24 protein-coding genes are annotated in these 23,365 nt (G+C 61.1%); 6 read left to right on the forward strand and 18 right to left on the reverse strand.

From position 1 onward, the window contains the following. The first annotated feature begins 157 nt into the window (after positions 1–157). On the forward strand, positions 158–1,501 hold the full coding sequence (locus tag ABD002_RS02895; protein WP_343786950.1) for a choice-of-anchor Q domain-containing protein: 1,344 nt from the start codon (positions 158–160) through the stop codon (positions 1,499–1,501). Between the two features lie 135 nt (positions 1,502–1,636). On the opposite strand, the gene ABD002_RS02900 is transcribed toward ABD002_RS02895, so the two are convergent. Then, positions 1,637–2,413, reverse strand: a complete 777-nt coding sequence (locus tag ABD002_RS02900) for a S1 family peptidase (protein ID WP_343786951.1) — start codon at positions 2,411–2,413, stop codon at positions 1,637–1,639. Between the two features lie 439 nt (positions 2,414–2,852). After that, positions 2,853–3,446, reverse strand: a complete 594-nt coding sequence (locus ABD002_RS02905; RefSeq protein WP_343786953.1) for a hypothetical protein — start codon at positions 3,444–3,446, stop codon at positions 2,853–2,855. Positions 3,447–3,779: 333 nt separating this feature from the next. On the opposite strand from ABD002_RS02905, the gene ABD002_RS02910 reads away from it, so the two are divergent. Next, positions 3,780–4,970 carry a sensor histidine kinase gene (locus ABD002_RS02910; protein WP_343786955.1) on the forward strand — a complete coding sequence of 397 codons (1,191 nt, stop codon included), beginning with the start codon at positions 3,780–3,782 and terminating at the stop codon, positions 4,968–4,970. Then, on the forward strand, positions 4,970–5,746 hold the full coding sequence (locus ABD002_RS02915) for a LytR/AlgR family response regulator transcription factor (protein ID WP_343786958.1): 777 nt from the start codon (positions 4,970–4,972) through the stop codon (positions 5,744–5,746). The genes ABD002_RS02910 and ABD002_RS02915 overlap by 1 nt, the downstream gene beginning before the upstream one ends. 153 nt (positions 5,747–5,899) lie before the next feature. Here the strand turns inward: ABD002_RS02915 and ABD002_RS02920 are convergent, their stop codons facing one another. Then, the gene (locus tag ABD002_RS02920; protein ID WP_343786960.1) at positions 5,900–6,514 is read right to left on the reverse strand and encodes a hypothetical protein; all 615 of its coding nucleotides are present in this window, start codon (positions 6,512–6,514) and stop codon (positions 5,900–5,902) included. A gap of 920 nt (positions 6,515–7,434) precedes the next feature. Continuing rightward, on the reverse strand, positions 7,435–8,190 hold the full coding sequence (locus ABD002_RS02925; RefSeq protein WP_343786962.1) for a helix-turn-helix domain-containing protein: 756 nt from the start codon (positions 8,188–8,190) through the stop codon (positions 7,435–7,437). A 141-nt stretch (positions 8,191–8,331) separates the two neighbouring features. Here ABD002_RS02925 and ABD002_RS02930 point away from each other — a divergent pair, with 141 nt between their 5' ends. The 3 genes from ABD002_RS02930 (at position 8,332) to ABD002_RS02940 (ending at position 10,835) form a co-directional block, all read left to right on the forward strand. Next, complete coding sequence (locus tag ABD002_RS02930; RefSeq protein ID WP_343786964.1) at positions 8,332–8,790, forward strand: DUF3830 family protein; 459 nt, start codon at positions 8,332–8,334, stop codon at positions 8,788–8,790. A gap of 45 nt (positions 8,791–8,835) precedes the next feature. Continuing rightward, entirely contained in the window at positions 8,836–10,161 is a 1,326-nt protein-coding gene (locus tag ABD002_RS02935) for an alpha/beta hydrolase family protein (RefSeq protein ID WP_343786966.1), read from the forward strand. 518 nt (positions 10,162–10,679) lie between these two features. Further along, on the forward strand, positions 10,680–10,835 hold the full coding sequence (locus tag ABD002_RS02940) for a hypothetical protein (RefSeq protein WP_343786968.1): 156 nt from the start codon (positions 10,680–10,682) through the stop codon (positions 10,833–10,835). Positions 10,836–11,083: 248 nt separating this feature from the next. Here the strand turns inward: ABD002_RS02940 and ABD002_RS02945 are convergent, their stop codons facing one another. The 14 genes from ABD002_RS02945 to ABD002_RS03010 all read right to left on the reverse strand — a co-directional run bounded on the left by ABD002_RS02945 (position 11,084) and on the right by ABD002_RS03010 (position 23,083). Further along, a complete protein-coding gene (locus ABD002_RS02945; protein ID WP_343786971.1) occupies positions 11,084–12,481 on the reverse strand; it encodes a glycoside hydrolase family 5 protein in 1,398 nt (465 codons plus the stop codon). Between the two features lie 133 nt (positions 12,482–12,614). Continuing rightward, the gene (locus ABD002_RS02950) at positions 12,615–13,160 is read right to left on the reverse strand and encodes a hypothetical protein (protein ID WP_343786973.1); all 546 of its coding nucleotides are present in this window, start codon (positions 13,158–13,160) and stop codon (positions 12,615–12,617) included. Positions 13,161–13,396: 236 nt separating this feature from the next. Continuing rightward, the gene (locus tag ABD002_RS02955) at positions 13,397–13,681 is read right to left on the reverse strand and encodes a hypothetical protein (RefSeq protein ID WP_343786975.1); all 285 of its coding nucleotides are present in this window, start codon (positions 13,679–13,681) and stop codon (positions 13,397–13,399) included. 118 nt (positions 13,682–13,799) lie between these two features. Beyond that, positions 13,800–14,498 (reverse strand): YoaK family protein, encoded by a 699-nt coding sequence (locus tag ABD002_RS02960; protein WP_343786977.1) that lies wholly within the window; start codon positions 14,496–14,498, stop codon positions 13,800–13,802. Between the two features lie 22 nt (positions 14,499–14,520). Continuing rightward, positions 14,521–15,906: an alginate export family protein gene (locus ABD002_RS02965; protein ID WP_343786979.1), complete on the reverse strand. Its 1,386-nt coding sequence runs from the start codon at positions 15,904–15,906 to the stop codon at positions 14,521–14,523. 3 nt (positions 15,907–15,909) lie between these two features. Continuing rightward, complete coding sequence (locus ABD002_RS02970; RefSeq protein WP_343786981.1) at positions 15,910–16,836, reverse strand: glyoxalase; 927 nt, start codon at positions 16,834–16,836, stop codon at positions 15,910–15,912. Positions 16,837–16,853: 17 nt separating this feature from the next. Beyond that, positions 16,854–17,309, reverse strand: coding sequence for a DoxX family protein (locus ABD002_RS02975; protein WP_343786983.1), 456 nt, complete (start codon positions 17,307–17,309; stop codon positions 16,854–16,856). Position 17,310: 1 nt separating this feature from the next. Then, positions 17,311–19,152, reverse strand: a complete 1,842-nt coding sequence (locus ABD002_RS02980) for an amidohydrolase (RefSeq protein ID WP_343786985.1) — start codon at positions 19,150–19,152, stop codon at positions 17,311–17,313. A 29-nt stretch (positions 19,153–19,181) separates the two neighbouring features. Then, a complete protein-coding gene (locus ABD002_RS02985) occupies positions 19,182–19,472 on the reverse strand; it encodes a XapX domain-containing protein (RefSeq protein ID WP_343786987.1) in 291 nt (96 codons plus the stop codon). A 27-nt stretch (positions 19,473–19,499) separates the two neighbouring features. Further along, positions 19,500–20,153: a hydrolase gene (locus ABD002_RS02990; protein ID WP_343786989.1), complete on the reverse strand. Its 654-nt coding sequence runs from the start codon at positions 20,151–20,153 to the stop codon at positions 19,500–19,502. Between the two features lie 62 nt (positions 20,154–20,215). Continuing rightward, a complete protein-coding gene (locus tag ABD002_RS02995; RefSeq protein ID WP_343786991.1) occupies positions 20,216–20,917 on the reverse strand; it encodes a pirin family protein in 702 nt (233 codons plus the stop codon). A 165-nt stretch (positions 20,918–21,082) separates the two neighbouring features. Continuing rightward, positions 21,083–21,571, reverse strand: a complete 489-nt coding sequence (locus tag ABD002_RS03000; RefSeq protein WP_343786993.1) for a hypothetical protein — start codon at positions 21,569–21,571, stop codon at positions 21,083–21,085. A gap of 27 nt (positions 21,572–21,598) precedes the next feature. Continuing rightward, complete coding sequence (locus ABD002_RS03005; RefSeq protein WP_343786995.1) at positions 21,599–22,147, reverse strand: Dps family protein; 549 nt, start codon at positions 22,145–22,147, stop codon at positions 21,599–21,601. Positions 22,148–22,249: 102 nt separating this feature from the next. Then, on the reverse strand, positions 22,250–23,083 hold the full coding sequence (locus tag ABD002_RS03010; RefSeq protein WP_343786997.1) for an alpha/beta fold hydrolase: 834 nt from the start codon (positions 23,081–23,083) through the stop codon (positions 22,250–22,252). Positions 23,084–23,365: the final 282 nt, after the last annotated feature.

Here is a 23,365-nt window from a genome sequence, read left to right on the forward strand (position 1 = left end):
CGGGCGGTCGCTGATCCGTAAATGTCACCCATGTCAGTCGGCGCGGTAGCAATGCGTTTGCTGTGTCTGCATACCCACCGTTGGCGGCGTGTCCTTCGTGATGCGAATCGCCAAGCAGGGGAGGTATCCGCCGGCTCGGCTCTGTCAGGGGAATTTCATGAAAATTTGGTCATATCTCGTGTGCCTCGTACTGCTTGCCAATGCTGGCGCGCAGGCGTCAACCCTGAACGTCACATCCAACTCCGGCGCGCACAATGTACAGAATGCCTGCGTGCTGCGCGACGCGATTACCCAGTTGAACACGGGCGCTCCAACGGGTGGATGCGGCGTGGTGATCGCCCCGGCGAGGGTCGACGCTTCCGTGACACCGGATTGCCTGTGCACGGCCAACACGATCGTGTTGCCTGTCGGAATCACGATCACGTTGAACGAAGTGGACGATGTCGCGAACAACACCGGGTTGCCGGTGATCACCACCTCGCTGACGATTCAGGGCAACGGCAGCACGATCCAACGCGACCCGATGCTCGTCTGCAACCGGAACGGCGTGACCGACCCGGGTGAGTTCTCCCTGATCGCCAGCGGCACCACGCTGATCCTCAATCAGCTCACGCTCAGCGGCGGTTGCGCGGATTCCGCCGACTACCAGAAGGCCAAAGGCGGGGCGATCACGAATTCCGGTACGTTGACGTTGATCAACGTCGTGCTCAACGGCAACTACGCCAGCAATCGCGGCGGCGCGCTGTACAGCAGCGGAGATGTCGGTGTTGCCGGGGCGAACTACATCCACACAAGCACGTTTGAGAACAATACGTCGCCATCCGGCGGTGCGATCTTTATCGAGGGAAGCAGCGCGAATCTGATCATCAATACCAGTCTGTTCCTGCAAAATTCCGCAGGCCAGTTCTTCGCCGGCGGTGCGCTGCTGGTCGGCCAGGGTTCCGCTGCAAACATAGAGAATTCAACGTTCAGCAAGAACTCGGCCGGGACCGGAAGCGCGATAGAGGCCGATGGCGTCGTCGCGATCGCCAACAGTACGTTTGCGGAAAACGTCGCGAGCGGCGGCGGTGCCAGCTATCAAATCACCGCTGGCGGTGCCGGCCAGCAAACGACGATCAAGAACAGTCTGTTCAGCGAGAACAGCGGCACCGCCGGCAACTGCTCGTTCGGCGCCGGCGTAGTCGCGCTGTTCGGAGTGAATCTATCGACCGACGCCAGTTGCACCGGCTTCACGCTGAGCGGTACCGATGCGAAGCTGTCGCCACTGGCCGACAACGGCGGCCCGACCCTGACCTATGCCTTGAGCCCGCGCAGTCCAGCGGTCGACGCCGTGATCGACTGTACCGACAATAACAGCGTGCCGGTGACCATCGATCAGCGCGGGCACGCACGGCCGCAAAACGTCACCGGCATTGCGCAGGCGCGCTGCGATATCGGCGCGTTCGAACTCGACGATCGGATTTTCTCCAACGGTTTCGAGGTGCCAGCCAATGGCATCTGAGCACCGAGCCAAATGGCACGTGCGCATTCAGCGGAGACTCCCACGTGGGCGGGAAGCTTTTGCGCTACCGTACACCAACCATTTGCGCGATAGGCGGATTCCAGCAAGCAGCGAATCCCAGGCCCCTTCGCTGGCTTAGAGTGGCGGCTCGAAGCCGTTGCGGAAGATGCCGTCGCATGACTCGCCATTCAGGCAAATTCCGCTGCCGACGGTGCTGGTGACAAATGAGAGATCTGCGTCAACCCGCTGCAAAGCGGAGGTATGGGCACACGTTGAGTCGCCAAACGAGCTTGTACCCAAAATCAGAGGGAATCCATCTGCGTCATAGACATAGAGCGGGCCACCGGAATCTCCTTCGCAAGTGCCTGACGAAGTCGAACTAAAGTTGGAATACACGAGATTGGCGTCAAAGCTGTTGATCTGGACGGTCGCCAGCTGCTTGGTCGTATTTGAAAAGGAAGAGGCGGACGTGATGCCATACCCCATGATCAGCGCAAAACGTCCGTTCACGGAAGAGGTCAGCGGCATCGAATTGAGCTTGAACGACAATACCGGCATATCGGCTGTTACATGGATCAATCCAAGATCGTGCCCATTGGAGAGGTTGTTCGGATTGAAGCTCGAATCAAAAGTGATCTGATCGACGCTGTAGGTAGCGGTGGGCGATGCATAGTCTGGCCCGATCAAGAAAGAGGTATTAGGGGGATAGTTGGAGCCGCCAGCGGCCGGGTCAAGGCAATGCGCAGCCGTCAGCACCCATCTGGGTGTGATGGCAGTGCCGGTACAAGTGGCGTATCCCCCCGCAATCTTTGCGTACACGGTACCAACACCGGGCCATTGCGAACTGCCTTTGCCCCCAATGATGTTCGGAGCGACGCTTCCGGCGCGCGTCGAAGTCGTCGACAGTGCCAACAACACACTCAAGATGCCAAGCGCGAATGAAGTACAGAGAGTAGATGGCATCTCTTACCCTGGCGATTGCGAGCGTGCCGAGCCTAGCACGCCACCATCGGCGCCGACATCCCGTATTGGTGATTTTTCAGCGGAGCTCTGCATCGTCTGCAACGCCTTCCGTTCTCGCCTATGGCGTGCATTGTTGATTTTCGCGCTCGCTTGAGCCGCGTTTCCATGAGCCGCTGATCCGAGGCGAAGAGCTTGCAGTTCTGAGCAAAGACCGTACTGACACGGCCCTTCGTTCGGTGAAAACGTGGCTCAATCGAGCACGAAAAAACCAATAGTGTAGCGTCTTGCTGATGTCGGGCAGGCGCCTGACCGGAGCTGCAAGATGACCACCAAGCCTACGCCACGAGATAGGTCAGAGCATGGTTGAACGTGTTCGTCATCGTTTCCTTCATGACTTTTCCCGCGTCTTTATCGCAACAAAGTTCGTCTCCCAGGTCTTGCCGCCGTCGTCCGAGAACGACTGTTCGAATCGATGCGAATTCGGAGTGATGTCCGACCACACAATTCGAACCAGGACAGCCTTGCCATTGAAGGGCTCCTGATCGAAAAATTCGCCGCGCCCGTTCTTGAACTCGCCGATCGCAGGTTGACTCAAGACACCGTCACTGCTGTTGACAAACGACTGGTTCCACTGGTGCGTTTGAGGGTTGTAGAGAAACAGGGTCGCATCTTCGAGGTGACCCGTTGGACCGTCGGCTTCGATTTCCTCAAATTGGGCGCGGCCGCCCCAAACTTTGCGAACGACGACCGTTCCGTTGAGTTCAACCCAGGTCGTGGAACCGGTGAGCGGATGCTGGAGCCGCTTTATGTGCGTTTTCCAGGTGCCCAGGTTGAAGTCGAAATCGTGCTGGCCATCCCGCGCGCCGGCCGTTTCCTGCGGAGCGGCTGTCGAGGCGTTCTGCGTCCAGCCCAGCGTTGGTTGTGCAAAAAAGACCGGCGCCATCGCGAGAAGGCAGGTCCGAACATGTCCGAGTGTCTTCATGGGTACGTTCTCCATAGTTTCCATTGGTTGCCCCTTCAATCAGGAATGACTGGCAGCGGATCTACTTCCCGTGAATCCCGGCTCGTCCGGGTCGAGCTCACGAGCCCGGCCGATTGATGATGTCGATATCGCTTCCGGCACCAGGGTTGCGGGTGTATTCGCGGCGGGTTTATGAGACCCCAGGAGTCCACGACCCATCTACAGTTCCTCGTCGAGTTCGTCCCAGGCACTGACGAGTCCGTCCCAGAAGGAGCGTTGAAGGGGTCATGAGCGCGGGCAGTACGATAAGCTCGCACTCGTCGACTGGGCTGACGAGGCATGCCTCCCGTATTCATGAACAGCAATACATACGTGACGACCGAAGTCGCATCGTTGGCCCTCGCATCGGAGCGTCAGGTCGGCAGGGCTGCGCATGTATCGATGCGCACGCTGGTCCTGATCACGACGCTGTTCTGGTCATACGTAACGCTGTCGAACGTGCTCTATGCACACAGCCTGCAGGCAGACGTCGCCAGGATCAGTGATTTGATCGTGTTCGCGCCGTGGGGCCAACGTGTGCTGCAGCACGTGCTGCTCTTCCCGGCACTGCTCGGTTGCTATTGGGCGTCATTACGCATCGGCTGGACGCCGACGTGGCGCGTTCTGGCCCAAAGTACATTGGGCGTCGCATTCGCAGCGCTGACATTCTGGGCAATGGTGCTCGTCATCGAGTTGCTCCGTCTTTTGCAACTGCAGACCGCGGCGGCAGGTCAGCCGCCGGAGTCCATAGGGGTGCTCTGGATCGCGAGCTTCACCAATTTCTTCCTCAGTTATGGTTTCGGACTCACGCTGGTCACGGGATTCGCCCTCTACCAGCGCTTCCGCGATTCCGAGCTGCGGGTCGCGGCTCTCGAGCGCGAATGGGGTGCGGCTCGGTTGGCAGCGCTGCGCATGCAACTGTCACCGCATACGCTGTTCAATCTCCTGCACACCATTCGCGGTCAGATCAACTGGGAACCACAAGTCGCGCAATCGATGATGGTGCAACTCGCCGATTTGCTGCGGCGGCTACTGAGTGCCGGCGAACGCGACTTTTCGCTGCTCGCGGAGGAGCTGCGCTTCGTACGACTCTACCTCGAGTTGCAGAAACAGCGCTTCGCCGATCGCCTGACCGTCGTGCTACCCGACCTCGAAGCGCAACCCGCAATCTGGGTTCCCAGCTTGATCTTGCAGCCGCTCGTCGAAAATGCGGTCGTCCACGGCCTGGCGGGTCATGGCGGGCCGATCGTGATCTGCGTGGAAGTGCTGCGGTCTTCGGACTCGCTGATCCTGCGGGTCGTGAACACGATCTCACCCGATCACGCCATTGGTTGCGACGGCATCGGTCTCAGCAATGTGCGCGAACGGCTTGCGGTACAGTTCGGACCGCAGGCCAGGCTGAGCGCCGGGCCGACCGACGCCACTACCTGGGTCGCGCGGCTCACGATGCCGGTGCTCCGCGAATTCACGCAGCAGCACCGACCCCCAGGTCAGCCGGTGTTCTGATGGATGTCATGATCGTAGACGACGAACCGGCGGCGCGCAGAATCCTGCGCGGGTGTTGCGCCGCCGAGCCGGATCTCGACGTCGTCGGTGAATACGCCGACGCTCAGGACGCGCTCGCGGCGATCCGCCGTCGCGTACCGCATCTGCTGTTTCTCGACATACAGATGAATACGATGTCGGGTATGCAGCTCGCGCGGTCACTGGACCCCGGCGTGCTACCGCTGATCGTATTCGTGACGGCCTACGATCGCTATGCGCTGGAGGCGTTCGACGTCAGCGCGGTCGACTATCTGCTCAAACCATTCGACGAGGAGCGGTTCCGAGCCATGCTCACCCGCGTCCGGTATCGCTACGGTGCAGAGAGCGTCGTCGACCGTCAGGCCGCACTCGAGACGCTGATCACTCAGCTGGAAAGGACAGCACGGTCGGCTGCAGAAGCGCGTCCCCGACTACTGGCGGATGCCGGCGGCTGCATGCAAATGGTGGATGTCGCGCAGATCGAAGTGGTCGAGGCCGACCGAAACTACGTGACGTTGCGGGTGGGCAAGGATGCATTCCACGCGCGCAGCACCCTGCAGCAGGCCGAGGACGCCATGCGCTCGCAGCCGATGCTGCGCGTCAGCCGCTCCTGTCTCGTCAACGTCAATCACGTGCGCGAGGTCAATCGCACGCCGCGAGGTGACTTCATCCTGGTGCTCGCCGGCGGTGCGACCGTCACGAGTAGTGAGGGCTACCGCGACAAGGTGCGCGCGCACTTTGAGCGACTGAAGATATGAGCGAGAGCCAGCAGAGTCGTGATCCCGTCGTGTGCTGCACCCCCGCTTTGCAGCGCACCTGCCAGCGCCGATCGTACAGAGCGAGCGATCGCAAGATCGTTGAGGTCCGCTCAGCATTTGACCGGCCGAACGGAACCCAGAGCTAAGCGCCCGCTAGTCAAATCCATTCTTGAAAATCGGGTCGCAAACACTGTACCAGGGTGCAGCCCCGGTCGCCGCGTCCCAGTTCGGATCGGAGCTGGGCGTTAGCGGGTTCGGGCAGAGCACGCTCCCTCCTGCCGTCAGGCTATCGGGATTTGGCGGGGCCGGGATGGATCCGCTCAAGCCGTTATAGCCGACGAAGATTGCCAGCAAACTCGAGAGCCCCGTCAACGCGGGGATCGACCCCGTCAGTTGATTGTGGTCGACATAGAAATACTGCAGATTGGTCAAGCCGGCCAAATCGGGAATCGGTCCGGTCAGCTGATTGGAGCCGACGGCAAGATATTGAAACCACGTCAATCCTTGAGCACTCAGGCTGGGGATCGTCCCGCTTAGCTGATTCAAGGTGGCGTCGAAAGCCTGCAGTTTCGCGAGGCCGGTAAGTACAGGGATCGGGCCCGTCAGTTGATTGGAATCGACGGAGAAGAATTGCAAGTTGGTCAGGGCGGTCAGAGGCGGTATTGTTCCGGTCAGGTGATTGGTGCCGACATTGAAGTTCTGCAATTGAGTCAGCCCATCCAGCGGAGGCAAAGATCCGACCAAATTGTTGTTGGACAGATCGAGCACGATAACGCGCCGGTTCTGGTCACATGTCACCCCATACCAAGTGCAATAGTCGCTGAACAACGTCCCCCAGCCCGACTTATTTGTCCAATTTGCACCGTTTGTATCGGAATACAAACGAAGCAGAATCGTATAGTCCGATGCGGTCGCTACGTGTAGCGACCCGGCCAACATGATTCCGACCAGCGACCTCGCTATCGGAGATACCGCGTGCCGCGGTAAGCGCCTACGCGATACGCATAAGCGCTTCTCTTGAGCGATGCGACGCACACAGTGGCTCGTGCCGAAGAATGTCATGACGTTTCTCCCTGGTTGTTCGCGCCGCCAGACTTCATATGAAGCGTCGTGTTCGCCTGCGTGATTTCGTGATTTGTTTGAAAGTCGAAGCCGTCGGCGAAGCTCGGCGCGCTCAGGCTCGCCGAGATATCAGCGCGTAGGACCGGATCTCGATGGCCCTATGCCGGTCCTGGTCGCACATCGACTTGGCTGTGGTCCACTCAGGCTCAGCACGAAAATAATGCGGATTCGTGCGTGACCTGTGGGAACAAACGCGGTTCGGCGGCGAGGACTGACACCGCGCCATGCAACGCTATCCACCATCATTGCGGTCGCTGACTAGGAGGATGAGTCCGCTTACGTGCTCGAACGTCTGCTTCTGGCCGATTACGGAGGCATGCGCGCAAGCGGGCTCTTATCTAGCGACGGAGCGCTAAGGGAGCGTTGTCGAGGGAAGGGTGGGGCCAATGCGCACTGCTGGCTGCCTGCAACCCGAAAGCGGACGTTTGCCGAACGCAAGCTGAGGAGTGGGGCAACGAGGTGGGCGTTTGGATTCTGCGCGGCTCGAGATGTATAACCCGACCCAAGTCGGTCTATTGGGTACCTAGCCCGCATGAAACTCCGCGGCTCCGTACCCGAAGAAGGTTCTAGTTACGGCACCGGAAAGCGTCGTGGTCGCGCCGGACTGACATCGGCGAACGGCCGAGCACACGACAAAAAGTCCTGTTCATGTGGCTCTGATCACAGAACCCGGCTTCCGCCGCGATAGACGCTAGGCTCGCGTCGGATTCGCGGAGCAGTCGCGCTGCGCGTTCCACGCGAAATCTCGCCGCAGTCTCCTTTAGACCTTCGCCAATCAAGCGTCGATACGCGGGGCCGATCCAGGACGGGCTGCGCCCCACCTCGCGCGCAACGGACCCGATGAGCCGACACGGATCGGCCCGAAGTCGAGCCGTGACATCGTGGGCCCACGAACCATGCTGCCGAGCAGACTCCTGATGCGCGGTCGACAGTAGTCGGCGAACCGAACTCAGGAGTCTTTCCTCAGACAGCCGCGCGTCGCAGGCACGAGCGATTGACCGGGCAAGACCGCCGCAAGCGCCGCCGACGCGCAGCAGTGTTCTGTCCGGCGGCATCGCTGACGGCCCTAGCCACGCGGGATCAAACTCGATTTCAATCTGTTCGAAGCCCATTTCGCCCACGACGTTGCGATGCGCGACGCCCGAACGGTAGAACACCATCGACGGACCTGAGATATCCCGCTCGCCGTATTCCGTGATGTTCCGGTAGCCACCCAGGACGTACAACGAGATCACTGGCCAATCATGCGCGTGTTCGTGGACGACAGCTCGGCTCGGATCGATGACCCGTCGTACCACAGCGCCTGCGAATTCTTGCAGCATGCGAAGTCCGATGAGCGATGAGTCGGGGATCCGGGGATCCGGGGAATCTACTGCGCTATGTTCCGTCGATAAGCGGCGGAGTCAAGGGGCCTTGAATCCGTCCAAGACGCGGCGGGAGACGATTCGATACCGTGCGGTGCCATGACAAGTCACTCCCCAGATGCCGATGCCTTGCACGCGACCGTGTCTCTCGGCCCCTCGAGCTTCCGCGCACGCGTTGAGTCGGGTCAGACGCTCGCCAGCTGTCAAGCGTTGATCGCGCTTTTGCCCTACCGCGGAACCGTGCTGCACGCGCGTTGGAGTGGGGAGGCCGTCTGGTCGCCACTGAGGGCGAGCTGGCCTGCAAATTCCATGCTGCGTCAGGAGAACGCCACCAGCCATCCACGGCCAGGGCAGCTTCTCCTCTACGCTGGGCGTCAAAGCGAACCGGAGATATTGGTCGCGTACGGCGAAACACGATTCGCAAGCAAATTCGGCCCGCTGTTCGGCAATCCCGTTCTGACAATCCTGGAGCGACTCGACGAGCTTGCACGCATCGGCCGCTCGATTCTCGAAACGGGAGCGAGCACGCTCCGCATCGAACTTATGCGTAACTTCTGACCTTGGATCCTGCCGATTATGAGACAGCCTATCCGTTTGCTTGTCGTGTCCGTGCGCTTCCTGCTCGTCGCTGCGTCCGGAATCCTGGCCTCGCTGCCCGCCTTCAGCGAGTCCCTGGAGCATTGTTTCGTCGGCAACTATCACCTCGAGGATAGATCGGACGTCGATATTTCGCCCTCTGTAGACGGCACCTTGCGTTGGAGAAAGTTTGACGGGACGACCGGTGCTCTGCACCCCCAAGCCAACGGTACGTGGACAAGTACCCGCGGATGGACGAAAGCCGCGGACGGCATGGTCGTTTCCTTCGCCGGGTGCGACGGGAATGCGATCCGCTTTGGTGGAATTGCCGGAACACGGACTGACTTTGACGTGCATGAAATCACGTTCGAAAGTCACGGCACACGCTTGGTCGGCAGACTTGTGCTGCCGCGTGGCGAAGCCAAGGTCCCGATCGTCGTGCTGGTTCACGGTTCGGAGCATGACTCGGCTCTCACGTCCTACTCCTTACAGAGGATGTTACCGGCTCAGGGGATTGGAGCGTTCGTATACGACAAGCGCGGGACCGGTAAGTCCGGCGGAACTTACACGCAAGACTATTCGCTGCTTGCCTATGACGCCGTCGCGGCTGCGACGACAACCCGGTCGTTCGCCGGTGCTCGGCTTGGAAGTATCGGATTTCAAGGCGGGAGTCAGGCCGGCTGGGTGGTGCCCCTCGCAGCGTCAAGAACTGCGGTCGATTTCGCCATCGTCGGCTTCGGGCTGGCTGTCAACGCCATCGACGAGGATCAGCAATCTGTCGAGCTCCAGTTGAGTGAGAAAGGCTATTCACGCGGTGAAATTCGCGACGCGCTGAAGGTCGCGCGGGCGGCAGAGAAGGTCATCGCGAGCGGATTCTCCAACGGCTTTGCCGAGCTGGATCGCCTTCGGTCACGTTATTCGGGAGCGCGGTGGTACAAGGATTTGCGCGGTGACTATACCTACTTGATCTTGCCTCGATCCGAGGCCGAGCTGCGGATAATGGCACCGGAATTCGACTGGCACACTCCCTGGAACTACGATCCCATGCCGGTTCTGCGTTCGTCGCGCACGCCACAATTGTGGATACTCGGCGGGGAGGACTACGATGCGCCGAGCCGTGAGACTCGCAAGCGGCTTCAGTCGCTCATCGCGGAAGGGCGCGACTATACGGTGGCTTATTACAAGAACGCCGAGCACGGGATAACGTTGTTCGAGGTAGATGCCACGGGAGAGCGAATCTCGACTCGCTACGCGCCCGGGTACTTCCAGCTGATTCGCGATTTTGCGCTGCACGGCACGGTCTCCGGGCAGTACGGTGATGCGGAACTGACTCGGCCACTGCGGCACGACTGATAGATCGGCTCGTGCGGGAACTCGTCGGCGCGGCGCTCTTCGCGAGCAGTGTGCTTGAATGCCGGTTCCAGTTCGTCCAGCGCCGCCTTGGTGCGATCGAGATTTCCGCGCCAGCAGGCGCCAAGCGCGATCAGACGGCTTCCGAAACAGCCGCATGCAATGCGCGTGATCGGTGACTGAATCCAGTTCTATTACAGCCGGCGTCCACACCAGGTGCTCGGCATGAAGACACCCGACGAAGCCTATGCTTTAGCGGCTTGACCTGAGCAGAAACCGCTGGGTCACTACAAGGCACCTGAAGTGCGCACCGTGTAGGCGCGCCGTCGTGTGGCGGGACAAGCGACCTGATGGAAATGTCCGCTGCCCAACCGAGGCGAGCAGCGGAGACTTCGACATGACTCAGGTCGTTTTTTCTGCGGAAGATCGCAACCGCCGTGCAGCTTCGACCATCGCGGCGAGCGTCGTGCGCGTCTCCGAACATGAGGCGCACGTTCTATCCCTGGAAGAAAAGCCCCGGCATGAATGCAAAGAGCGAGCTGGCCCGCGAACGCAGCAACCGGCAGCAGGCCGAGACCGTGGCAGCCCAAAGCAATGCGAGGCTCGAAGCGATCGAGGGGCTGTTGAAGAAGCTTGGCAAGACGGAAACGAGCGGGGCGGACGCCGCGGCTTCTTAAATCTCGCAGCGGAGATCAACGTGTTCGAACTGGAGTTGTCGAGCATGGCGGAATAGTCAAATTTTATCGACTAACGCTTTAATTCATAACATCTTTTTTTTTGGTTCTGTGATCAATTTTAACACGTATCTCGGCTGAACCCCTACATGAAGCTTATGGGCCGTTCGGTCTGCGAGTCATTGCAAGCGTGTCGACTGTCAAAAAAAAACGAGCCGTGATATGGCGCGACTCGTTTTACGTAATTAAAGTTATATACTATTTTTTTGAGTCGCTTGCGGCGAACGGGCGTGGGTGCCGGGGTCGCGCGGGGCCATCCGGCCAGGGAGGAGGCCTGACCGTGGTGTGGGCGCCGTGCTGTCATCGCTGCTGGGCGGCGTGAACGGGCCACACGGCGGCAGGTCGATGCCCGGAGGCAGCGCGGAGCGCTCTGGGTGCTCGCGATGTTCCCACCAATTTTTGCGCAACGCACAGATCAGCGGGTTGGCGTCGGACGGGCCTGGGTTGTCGGGCTGTGCACCGAGACGGTAGTTGAACGGCTGCTGATCTTCGAGCGTGGCGGTGTTCGCACCGTGCCATAACCAGACTGCGTGATTCACGTGGCGTGCCTCCATTTCCGCGAGTGAATCAGCGAGAAACAGGTCTGCGCCCTCAGCCCAGCGCGTGACGCCGTATTCGGTGACCGCGACCGGCACGCCATGATCGTGACGGAACTGCTCGATTGCAGCGAAGCGCGTTTGCAACCATGCGCGGTCGAAGCCACGCTGCGGATCCGGGTAAAATGTGTACGGCGCTGGCGGGTACTGCATGGTATGGAACGGCCCTTGGTGTGTGTACTCGTGCGGATCGTACTGATGCGCGGTGTAGACGCTGAACGGATCGGCGCTGGGTTTGAGATATGGCAGCCACTCCAGACTAGACCAGCCCATGCCGCCGATCAGCACCGGCAAGTTCGACGATTCGCGCACGGCGCGCACGAGCCGCGGAAACAGCATGTTCCAGTCGTAGCTGCTGTCGGCGTAGCGTGGGTAGAAATCGCTGGGATTGTTGGCGTGCACCGCTTCCTGGCCGTCAGGTTCGACCATCAGATCGAATCCGACCACGGTGGAATTACCATCGTATCGCCTAGCGGTCTCACGCCACATTGCGGCCCAGGCATCCTGCGCGGCGGCATCCTGCCACACGCTGCGATTCTTGGCGCAATGTGCATCGTCGAGGAAAATGCATTCGTTGCGACCGGGACCGGTGCGGAACGCGATCACCGCATGCAGCCCGGCCTTGCCGATCATCGCGAGCAGGCCGTCGAGACTGTCTTGCATGCCCTGGTCCAGCACGTAGGGTGGCGTCTCGCGGTAAAGGCCCGGGTGCGAAATATGCACGTAGTTCGCCCCCATTGCGGCGAGGCGATCAAAGTCTGCTTGTGTGTAGCGTTCCCACACGCCGTCGCTCGTGCCGTCATAGTCCTGATACAGGCGGCGCTGATAGATGTTGACGCCGCGCAGGCGTGTCTGGACGTCGGACCACAACGCCCAGGTCGCATTCTGAGCCGTCGGCTGGGCCGCATCCGCTGCGGATACCTGTGGTGAGCTGAATGAGACGCACGCCGCCATCGCGGCGCTTAGCGCTGACAGAACCAATTTCCGATACATGACTGCCTCCGGTTCGAGGGCAACGCAGGACATCCGCGATGCCTGGATCAATGATAGGCAGCAGCGGCTTACGCAAGACTTATACGTCCGCGGACATGCGGAGGCCCTCGCCAAAACGCTCGCTGGATGTGTTTCAACTGCGCGGTAGGCGCAGTGAGAAACGTAGCACGTGATCCCCGTCGAGTCGGGCCGCAAGCTCGGCGCGCATTGCCACGGCATAGCCGCTCGCCAGAGCAATGCCGAGCCCGGCGTGGTCGCGTGCGGCGTGCGCGCTGTCCTTTCGCCAGAACGGCCCGAACCCCGTCTCACACGAGTGGAAAAAGAGCGAAGCGACACCGCGCGTCAGGCAGCCGATCGTGTCGCCGCCATTCAAGAGGCACTTCGCGCGGCCGAGCGCGCTCAGATCACCTTCCAAGGCTACGACGTCGACGACCGCAGCAAGCAAAAGTCGGAGACGCACGTAGCAGTCATCTGCAGTGGTTCGCCTTTCAGGTGCAAACGGCGCATCAACACGCGGATACGCAATATAGTTCGCTGCGGCAGGCAGTTGGTCATCCGGTTTGGCTCTAGGTTTTCGACGGAGGGCGCTTTTGGCTTCAGCCTGTCCGCCGATGTGGCACCAGCTTTCAGCGCTGATGGCATCAAAGTCTCTGCGGGGGAAGACAGTGTTACCGCGCACGACAGGGTTAACGCGCAAGTGACAACGTTAGCGGGCGCCGACAGCCGACAGGCAGTGTCGGTGTGTGCATACGCTGTCATTCGAACAAATTCATGCAAGATCAATTAGATGGATTGAATTGTGCAAATCGACGCAAGCAAAGGCGCCAGCCTTAGCGACCATTGGCGCGGGCATTCACAGTGTTGCCGCGCATTGGCGCGGCATACAAGAATCCTGTTGCTGCACGCAAACTCACGTTAGTGGGGTAAAACCCTTGTGTAGATATGCGTGCGCGATTGAGCCAAATTTTCGTAAGCCGGAGAGCCACGCGCAAACTGCCTTCTCTCAGAGTGGAGAGCACGTGCAGCCACGATTGCAGCGTCGCGCGCAGCGCCAGCCGGTATCAACCGAACGGTGTTGTCGCTGGGCAGTACCGTGAGCCCGGCGGCGCGAAGGCGTGCGGCGATGAGATCCATCAGGCCGAGCCGCAGCCAGTTATCCTGATCCGAAGCGTCCGCTTCAACCGGCAAGACAACGGTCATGTCGACCGGTAGTGCGGATGTCGCCTTCGATGCGGCATCCGGTGAATGTCGCCACCAGTTCACACTCTCAATCAGCGCGAGCAGGCTCGCCAGTACGGCGATCGATGCTAGATCAGGTTCAACGCGCGCGGCGATAGAGCCACGTCACGTAGAGAACTGCCAGTAGCGGTAGCGCTAAACACCAGAAACCGGCTTTTGCGAAACCCAATCCGCCGACAATCGCGCCGACGGCGAAGCCGAACACAGGCGGCAGCATTTTTTGCAGGCGTGCCTTCGCGGGCGCGACATCGGCGCCATAAGCGACATCGACGGCATCCATCACCGTTTGCGTGACGTTGCCGGTCATCACCGTAGTCGGAGCGTGGCTGGTGAACACGGCGCGCGACGCGACGTTCTGGATCGCCATCGCGGCGACTCCGAACATGCCGATCAGGACCGTGAGCGGCGCATCCGCGTCTCGCATCGGCGACGCCCACACGCCCGTGCTGAGAAACAGCGCGAGAAAGCACGCCTGGCCCAGTAGCACCGCGCGGACGGGATCGTGGCCTGTGCGTTTGCATTGGTGCAGGAACGCCTGCGTTACGGCGACGACGAGCATGAACACCGGAAACGCGAGCAGCTTGGCCAGAATGCCGGGCCGTGGGCTCGCGAGCGCGGCGCCGATCAGTACGAAGTTGCCGGTGACGTGCGCGGTGAACAGACCGAACAATGCGACGAAACCGCAGGTATCGACGAATCCGGCGGTAAACGCCATCAGTGTGCTGACGAAAGTGTCGTTGGAAGATGCCGGCATGTTCTGGACTGTGGTTGTGTTCATGGAATCCTCCTGTGTTGATCTATCACCAGCCCCAGCGTATTTCGGCGCCGACGTAGGTGGAATCGTGTCCGCCTGCGTTGCGCACGACGCGGGCGACCTCGTAGCGGTCGGCCTCGAGCGCCAGCGCGATGTTGCGTGATGTCGCCCAGTCGATACGCAGCTGCGCATAGTCGGCGGTGCGTCGGCCGGGTTCGCCCGCGGTATGCGGCAGGGCGACGCTCGGTTGCGCGAAGACGGCGTCGTGCGTGGTCTGCCGCCACAACGCACCGAGCGCGGCAAGCACCTTCACGCCGGGCGCGGGCTTGAGTGTCAGCGATGGTTTGAAGTGGATGAAATTGCTGTAGCCGGTGTAACCTGACAGCGTCACGTAGTAGCCGTTCGGGAACATCGGATTGAAGGTGCCGACGCGGGAATCGTGCGGATCCCGATCGCCCGACGCCGCGTCGAGCTGTACGCCGAGCCTCGGCTCCCATGGTGCCGCCGTGAATGTGTAACCGCCGAGTGCCCCGATCGCCCAGGCATCGACGGACTTGCCGCCGAGGCTGCCGCCCTGGCGCATGCCTTCGACGTCCCAGTCGAAATCGCGTGCGGCGCCGACCCAGCGCATGTCAAGATTGCGCCGGTGTTCTTCGCCTGCGCCGGCGGGAAAGCGTGCGCTGTCGTTGCGGTATTCGGAGAATGTTGCACTGATTTCGCCGCCGGCGACGTTCCGCCGTTGTGCACGCATACCGCTGTACATCAAATGCTGATTGCTGAAGTCGTCGAACGCGGAATGGCTGCGATATTGCACGGGCTGGCTGATGAAACCGCTCAGGCGCCAGTCGCCGCGCTCGTAGTCGGCCCAGATCGCGTCGTAGGCCTGCCGTACGTTGGGGCCGTCTCGCACCGAGATGAAGCGTTGCAGGTCGAAGGCCATTTCCTGTCGACCCACGCGCCATTTGACCAGGCTGTCGCCGACGTCGAAATTGCCGTCGATGAAGGCCAGACGCAGGTCGAGCTTGTTGGCGTCGGCTGGGCCGGGGCGGTCCAGCCCAAGCGCCAATGCATTTTCCACCTGTATAAAGAACCGCACGCGGTCGAGCAGGTGGGCATCGGCGTGTAGCTCGAGGCGGTGGATCAAGTAACCGACCTCACTGCCGGTCGTACCGAACCGCGGCGCATCGTTGTATTCGTAGCGCTCGCGCAACGTGATGCCGAACGAGAGATAGCGCTTGGGATCCTCGTCCGACAGAGCAATGTACTTGAGCGCGTCGCCCGGCGCGGTGTGCTGCGCAGGATCGGCGAGGAACGACCAGTCTTCCTGCCAGCGGTACATGCCGATGCTCGGCCGCTGCGAGGGCTCGTCCGCACGCGCGAGCGTGCCGACGAAGACGAGCGGGCTGGCAAGCATGTACAGGCGGGCGCGCACGGATCAGTGCGCGCGCGGCGCGTGGATTTCGGCGATATAGCCACCCGGGAATTCGACCATGGCGGTACTGAATTCGCGCGCCTCGTTGCGCGGCGACAATACTTTCGCGCCAGCCTTGGTCGCCCTGGCCAACGTCTCGCCGAGGTCCTTCACTTCGTAGCCGGTGATTTCGTGGCCGAACGGGTAGGGCAAGTGACCGTCAGTGACGAACACCAGCATCTTGCCGAAATTCGACTCGATGCGGATGCGACGCATGGTTTCGCCATTCTTGCCGATCTCCGCGGCATCGGCCTTCTTGTCGTCGGTTATCAGTCTGCCGTGCGAGAAGGCAAGAAAATCCTTGACGAAAATGTCGGCCGCTTCGGGCGAAACGTAGACGCGATTGTCCGGCACCGACTCCAGCGGCGCATAGTTCGGCGCGTCGAAATGCCAGTAGAGCTGGAACTTCACGCCGCCGGGGAACTGGATCACTGCGTCGTAGCCGATGGGGTCCTTGTACTTTTCGACGATCACTTCCGCACCCGCTGCGCGCGCGGCAGCCAGTGCGCGGTCCATATCGGTCACGAGCCAGCCTGTGCGCTCCTGGCCGAACGGGTACGGAATCGATGTGAGGAACGAGAACGTCGACAAATTGCCGACCGGCGACCAGACGTACTGGAACTGCGTGTTCGCTTCCACCGGCATGATGTTGGCGGTGATGCGTTGCGATGGCTTGCCGCCGAAGGTGGCATTCCAGGCGCTGACCAGCGCATCGTAATGAGCTGGGGCATCGACGTAGACGTGCGTGGTGTCATATTGCGGAGCGACGGCAACGTTCGTATTCGCTGCAACGTTGCTCGCGGTCTTCATTTCGGCACAGCTGGTTGCCACGAGCAATAGCGCGGCGATCGCAACTCTGCGGATGACGAGGAACGAATGAATATTCGACACGACGTGGCTCCTGAATTCTAGCGGTGGTTCGATTCGGATTCGTTCCGTGAATACTGCGCAGCCATGGCGGCGAACACGAAACCTGCGATGAGCGCCAGGTGCTCCATGAACGTATTCATCTCGGTGAAGCACGCGGCGCCGTCGAGCTTCCAGAACGCGTGCGCAATGAGCGTGACGATCAGCGTGAATACGGCGAGCACGCCGGTGCCGAGCCATGTCCAGCGGTCGAGGATCACCAATAGCGAGCCGCCCAGTTGCACGGTCAGCAACACGATGTAGAACGGCAGTGGTGTAGACGCTCCCACCAGTCCACTGACCTCCGCCAGGGCCGCCTGCGGGTGCAGCACTTTGTCGATGCCGCTCCACCAGTACGGTAGGGTGAGCGCGATGCGTGCGAGCAGCCACGTCGCGCGGCTGCCGAGAATCGCGCTGACCCAACGGGGCGATGTTCGGCTTGATGGGAAGGCACTCACGTCAGAACGCCCAGCACGAGCAACCGAGAGCGCCCCAGAAGCTCTGTGGATCGGCCAGGTTTGTCGCCGGCGCGTGCGCTTGTCTGTGCAGCGTGCAGGCGTGTGCCTGCGGCATCGCTCGATGCGCTTTCTGCGCGGCGTCGCTCTTCCAGTATTTGCTACCGAAATTGACCGGCGACCAGTCCGGCATTGCCGGAGGCAGGCCCGGATCGAGCGATTTGAAATCGCTGTCGGCGTAGACGATCTTGCCGTCGACTACGGTCAGCAGCGATACGATGTTGCGGATGTCGTCTTCGGGCACGCTGAAGAAATCGGCCGACAGAATCGCGAAATCGGCGAGTTGGCCCTCCTTGATCTGGCCCTTCAGGCCCTGTTCGTTCGAGAACCAGGTGTTGGCGCGGGTATACAAATCCAATGCGGTGTCGCGGTCGAGGCGGTTGCGCTGCGGATAGAGCGTCAGCCCGCCAATCGTCCTGCCGGTGACGAGCCAGGCCAGCGAGGTCCACGGATCGTAGCTCGCCACACGCGTAGCGTCGGTACCGGCGCCGACCGGCACGCCCAATTCGAGCATGCGCTTGACCGGCGGCGTGCGTTCGGCTTTTTCCGCGCCGTAGCGTCCGACGAAGAATTCGCCTTGATACATCATGCGGTGCTGCACGGCGATGCCGCCGCCGAGCTTGGTGATGCGTTCGATGTTGCGGTCGGAAATCGTTTCGGCGTGATCGAAGAACCAATGGATGCCGGAGAGCGGGATGTCCTTGTTCACGTTCTCGAATACGTCGAGCGCGCGCGCGATCGTTTCGTCGTAGGTCGCGTGCAGGCGCCATGGCCATTTCTTCGCTGCGAGGATGCGTACGACGGCTTCCAGATCCGATTCCATATGGGTCGGCATATCCGGCCGCGGTTGGCGGAAATCCTCGAAGTCGGCGGCCGAGAACACGAGCATCTCGCCGGCGCCGTTCAACTTGTAGAAATCGTCGCCCTGCTGGTAGGTGTTATTGCCGGTCCAGCGTGTGAAGTCGGCGACTTCCTCTGTCGGCTTCTGCGTGAACAGGTTGTAGGCAATGCGCAGCGTCAGCTCGTTGCGCGTGTGCAGGTCGGCGATCACCTTGTAGTCGTCGGGATAGTTCTGGAATCCGCCACCCGCATCGACCACGCTGGTAATGCCGAGGCGGTTCAGCTCGCGCATGTAGTGGCGCGTGGAGTTGACCTGGTACTCGTACGGCAGCTTAGGCCCTTTGGCGAGCGCCGAATACAACAGCAACGCATTCGGCTTGGCCAACAGCAGGCCGGTCGGCTCGCCGTTGGCGTCGCGCTGGATTTCGCTGGCTGGTGGATCCGGCGTGTCCTTGGTGTAACCCGCCGCACGAAGGGCCGCGCGATTGAGCAGCGCACGATCGTACAGATGCAGGATGAACACCGGCGTGTCGGGCGCGACGGCATTGAGTTCTTCGAGCGTCGGCAGGCGCTTCTCAGCGAACTGCTGCTCGGTGAAGCCGCCGACCACGCGCACCCATTGCGGCGCGGGCGTGCGTGCGACCTGCTCCTTGAGCATGCGCATCGCATCGGCGAGCGACGGCACGCCGTCCCAGCGCAGCTCGAGGTTGTAGTTGAGACCGCCGCGGATCACGTGGATGTGCGAATCGATCAGCCCCGGGATCACGCGTCTGCCGTGCGCGTCGATGATCTGCGTCGACGGCGCGGCGAACCTCATCACCTCACCTTCGCCACCGACGGCGATGAATTTGTTGCCGGCGGCGGCGAACGCCTGCGCCAGCGGCTTACCTTTGTCCACGGTCGCGACTTTCGCGTTGCGGACGATCAGATCGGCATATTGCGACATGGGCGTGCCTCTGGTGGCGTTCTCTTCCGTCAGGTCTTGTCCGGCGCACTACCGGAATCTGCGCACGCCCGGCCGCAGTCCGGCGACTGCGTGGGCAATGACGCCAGCGAATGCGATTTCAGGTGGGCCGAGAAAACGGTCGCGCTGACCGGTCCTTGTGTCCACCAGTGCTTCGCCAGCGGCACAAGTTGCTCGCCGATCAGGATTCCGGCGAGGCCGATGAGCGCGACCACCGGCGGTGCCGGCGAACGCACGTTGAGCAGGCCGTAGATCGCGCCGACGAGCACGCCAACGGCCAGTGAAATGAGATAGAGCTTCATCGCGGCACCTTGCAACGGTAGAAAATGTCAGTGGCCTTCTGCGCCGTCGAACATCGTCTTGGCATAGATCAGGCCGAGACCGTAGCCGCCGCCGTGCTGCACGGCCGTGGCCACGGTTTGGTTGTAGGTCGCGCCGCGTGCCCAGTCGCGCTGCAGCTCAAGCAGGTACTGCACGCTCGTCATCGGCCGCGCGCCAGCCTGGATCATGCGTTGTACCGCGCGCTCGTGCGCTTCGGTCGAGACGTCGCCGCAGGCGTCGGTGATCACGTAAACCTCGCAGCCCTGGTCGAGTGCCGACAATGCCGGGCCGACGATGCACACGCTTGTCCACAGTCCGCCGAAGACGATGCGGCTCTTGCCGATGCGGTTCACTTCCTTGATCACGTTCTCGTCTTCCCACGTGTTCATCGTCGTGCGATCGATCGTCTTCTGCCCCGGAAACGGGCCGGTCACTTCCGTGAACATCGGGCCGGAGAAAGATTTCTCGGCGACCGTGGTGAGGATCGTCGGTACCTTGAACTCGGCGGCGGCCTTGGAAATTAGCGCGGCGTTGTTGCGCAATTCGACGATGTCGATGGACTTGGTCGCGAATGCCATCTGCGATTGGTAGTCGATCAGGATCAGGGTGTGATCCGGGCCGTTGAGCAGGGTTTTTCCGGGTGCGGCTTTAGCGGTGGGCATAATGTGTCTCCCTGTAGATGCTTGAAAGTGGATTGATCTGGTCGGGGCGGGCGAGTCGAAAATCAGGCGGTCATGTCGAACAGCAGCACTTCGGCGTCCTTGTCGGCACGCACGGTGACCTTGTCCAGGTCACTGAGCGCTGCGCCGTCGCCCGTGCCGAGCTGATTGCCGTCCAGCGTGATTTCGCCGCGCGCGACGTGCACCCACAGCTTGCGTGCTTTGTGAGTGACGTGAATCAGTTCGTGTCCGGCGGACAGACGCGTGATGTACAGGTTCGCGTCCTGGTTGATCTTCACGGCCTTGCCGGTCGGGTTGTTCGACGCGACCAGAGCCCACTGATCGGCAAGGTCTTCCGGTGCGAACGCGTGCTGCTCGTAGCCCGGCTTGTGGCCGGCCTCGTCCGGAATGATCCAGATTTGCAAGAAGCGCACGGGTTCGCTGCTCGAGGCGTTGAACTCCGAGTGCGTCACACCGGTGCCGGCGGTCATGCGCTGGATCTCGCCCGGGCGAATGACCGCGCCGGTGCCCATGCTGTCCTTGTGCTCGAGCGCGCCGTCGAGCACCCAGGAGATGATCTCCACGTCGCGGTGGCCGTGCGTGCCAAAGCCTTGCCCGGGCCGGACGCGATCCTCGTTGATCACGCGCAACGGACCGAAGCCCATGTGCTGCGGATCGAAGTAGTTGCCAAAAGAAAACGTATGGTGGCTGTTGAGCCAGCCGAAGTCGGCGACGCCGCGTTCTTCGGATTTACGCAAGGTCAACATGAAGAATTCCCGATAGATGGATTGGATGAGTGCACTCTAGGTGCCTCACACCAGCGCGCCTGGCCAGGCACGTTCGTGCTAGTGGTGGAGAACGGTGGCATCAGCCGTGGCCCTGGAAGAAAACGATCGGACAGGCACCATCGATGCGGGCCTGTGCTGCGACGCTCAATCGAACCTGACGGTCGACGCACGGTTCCTTCGCCAGGCGACAACCGCGACCACGACGAACAGCAGCAGCACCACGCCTTCGGTGACGCCGAACGGCGGTTCCGACCCCGTCGGCGCGAACTGGTGAAGTACCGGCACCTTCTGGAACAGCTGCGCCACGAGGACGAAGATGTTGAGCCATTGGCTGATCGTTGCGCCGATCACGAAGGCACGTCTCCAACGGCCGAACAGACAGTATGGCCGCCACGCCAACCAAGTCGGCACGAGTACGAGCAGCGCGATTCCGCCGACCACATGTGACGGAACCACATGGTCGCGAAGGAACAGGTACCCGGTGACGCTCGTCAGAGTCGTGAAGGCAAGGAAGATCCATATGACGCTCGAGCGGAATCGTGAATGCAGAAAGTCGCGTATCAGCACGAATCCGCTGACAATGCCGACGAGACTGATGGCAACGTGCGGAGCGAGAACGGCGATCGGGTCCATGGCGCGATTCCTGTAGGTTCATGAAACTCAGATGGCAGCAGAGCTGCCGCGGTGGCTCGCTTCGAACAGGAACCATGTTCGTCGTTCCGATTCGTCGATCCAGTTTTCGATCAAACTGGCCGACGCTATGTCGTGATGTTCATCGCACACGTCGTGTACCTCCCGCAGGCGCGCCGTCAGCTGCTGATTGTCGTCGCGTAGCTCGGCGAGCATATCCAATGCGTCGACGAAGTCGGCGTCGTTGTCCCGCACGCGTGCGACGCGGGCGATGTGACCGATCGAGCGCAATGTCGTCGCGCCTATTTTGCGGACGCGTTCGGCTATGGGATCCGTCATCGCATAAAGCTGGTCCGCTTGCTCGTCGAGCAACAAATGGTAATCGCGGAAATGCGGCCCGCTCATGTGCCAATGAAAATTCTTGGTCTTCAAGTAAAGGGTAAAAACATCGGCGAGGACGGCATTGAGGCCGCCGCCAATGTCGCGCGAAGCAACAGCACCAAGGTCGGTGGGCGTGGCCAGGCGAGCGCCGCGACGCTTCTTAAGCTCTTCGCGTTTGCGTGGACTGACTATGGACATCTGGATTCTCCGGAAATTCGAAGATGATGCGTGACGCCCGTCGTTGCCGGTCATATCGGTTTCAGTGGACGGGCGTCAGCGCTTCATCGGACCGATTCGGCATCAGCCTTTTATGAACGCGAGCAGGTCGGGATTGATGATGTCCGGGTGTGTCGTGCACATGCCGTGCGGAAGGCCCTTGTACGTCTTCAACGTTCCCTTCTTCAGCAGCTTCGCGGCAAGCAACGCCGAGTCTGCGATCGGGACGATCTGGTCGTCTTCTCCGTGCATGACGAGCGTAGGTACGTCGATCTTCTTGAGATCCTCGGTGAAGTCCGTTTCGCTGAAGGCCTTGATGCAGTCGTAGTGCGCCTTCGCGCCACCCATCATGCCTTGGCGCCACCAGTTCCAGATGACCCCCTGGTTGACCTTGGCGCCCGGCCGGTTATAGCCGTAAAACGGACCAGTAGGGATGTCGAGGAAAAGCTGCGCGCGATTCGCAGCCAATCCATTGCGGAAACCGTCGAACACCTCGAGCGGCAAGCCTCCGGGGTTGGCCGGCGTCTTCAGCATGATCGGTGGTACCGCACCGATCAGCACGGCCTTCGCGACGCGGCCGGGCTTGGCACGCGCGGCATAGTGCGCGACTTCGCCGCCGCCGGTCGAATGACCGACGTGAATCGCCCCCTTGAGGTTGAGGTGATCGACCAGGTCTGCGACATCTGACGCGTACGTGTCCATGTCGTTGCCCGTGTCGGTCTGAGTAGAGCGGCCATGCCCGCGACGGTCGAATGCGATTACGCGGTAACCTTTCGAGAGGAAGAACAACATCTGGTTGTCCCAGTCGTCCGCCGACAGAGGCCAGCCGTGGTGGAAGACGATCGGAGTGGCGTCTTTGGCGCCCCAATCCTTGTAAAAAATTTCTGCGCCGCTCTTGGTCGTAGTGGTCGAGTTCATTGAAGATGCTCCTTCGGGGTGGGAATGTGCATGCACCAGCGAGGTGCCGAATAGGGGCGACAGTACAGCTCCGGCAGCGATCGCAGCGCCGGTCGCGAGTACGCGCCGCCTTGCGGCATCGTTGGGTGAACCGGGATCATCGGTGAAGCCATTCATGACAAGTGTCCTCAGCTAGTGATCTTGCAAGGCCGCTTCAACAACAGGCGGTCTCTGTCGACGAAGTCGGGGGGTATGTGGCCGCCACTGGCGCGTGCTCGCCGACAAGCGCGACGGCGACGTAAG

The organism is Dokdonella soli (assembly GCF_039523175.1).
GTDB classification, from domain to species: Bacteria; Pseudomonadota; Gammaproteobacteria; order Xanthomonadales; family Rhodanobacteraceae; genus Dokdonella_A; species Dokdonella_A soli.

Coding starts and splice junctions, on each gene's coding strand:
- ABD002_RS02940 (WP_343786968.1), top strand. CDS start 10,680: ATGAATGCAAAGAGCGAGCTGGCCCGCGAACGCAGCAACCGGCAGCAG.
- ABD002_RS02945 (WP_343786971.1), bottom strand. CDS start 12,481: ATGTATCGGAAATTGGTTCTGTCAGCGCTAAGCGCCGCGATGGCGGCG.
- ABD002_RS02905 (WP_343786953.1), bottom strand. CDS start 3,446: ATGAAGACACTCGGACATGTTCGGACCTGCCTTCTCGCGATGGCGCCG.
- ABD002_RS02985 (WP_343786987.1), bottom strand. CDS start 19,472: ATGAAGCTCTATCTCATTTCACTGGCCGTTGGCGTGCTCGTCGGCGCG.
- ABD002_RS02910 (WP_343786955.1), top strand. CDS start 3,780: ATGAACAGCAATACATACGTGACGACCGAAGTCGCATCGTTGGCCCTC.
- ABD002_RS02930 (WP_343786964.1), top strand. CDS start 8,332: ATGACAAGTCACTCCCCAGATGCCGATGCCTTGCACGCGACCGTGTCT.
- ABD002_RS02895 (WP_343786950.1), top strand. CDS start 158: ATGAAAATTTGGTCATATCTCGTGTGCCTCGTACTGCTTGCCAATGCT.
- ABD002_RS02990 (WP_343786989.1), bottom strand. CDS start 20,153: ATGCCCACCGCTAAAGCCGCACCCGGAAAAACCCTGCTCAACGGCCCG.
- ABD002_RS02960 (WP_343786977.1), bottom strand. CDS start 14,498: ATGAACACAACCACAGTCCAGAACATGCCGGCATCTTCCAACGACACT.
- ABD002_RS02915 (WP_343786958.1), top strand. CDS start 4,970: ATGGATGTCATGATCGTAGACGACGAACCGGCGGCGCGCAGAATCCTG.
- ABD002_RS03005 (WP_343786995.1), bottom strand. CDS start 22,147: ATGTCCATAGTCAGTCCACGCAAACGCGAAGAGCTTAAGAAGCGTCGC.
- ABD002_RS02980 (WP_343786985.1), bottom strand. CDS start 19,152: ATGTCGCAATATGCCGATCTGATCGTCCGCAACGCGAAAGTCGCGACC.
- ABD002_RS03010 (WP_343786997.1), bottom strand. CDS start 23,083: ATGAACTCGACCACTACGACCAAGAGCGGCGCAGAAATTTTTTACAAG.
- ABD002_RS02925 (WP_343786962.1), bottom strand. CDS start 8,190: ATGCTGCAAGAATTCGCAGGCGCTGTGGTACGACGGGTCATCGATCCG.
- ABD002_RS02955 (WP_343786975.1), bottom strand. CDS start 13,681: ATGACCGTTGTCTTGCCGGTTGAAGCGGACGCTTCGGATCAGGATAAC.
- ABD002_RS03000 (WP_343786993.1), bottom strand. CDS start 21,571: ATGGACCCGATCGCCGTTCTCGCTCCGCACGTTGCCATCAGTCTCGTC.
- ABD002_RS02995 (WP_343786991.1), bottom strand. CDS start 20,917: ATGTTGACCTTGCGTAAATCCGAAGAACGCGGCGTCGCCGACTTCGGC.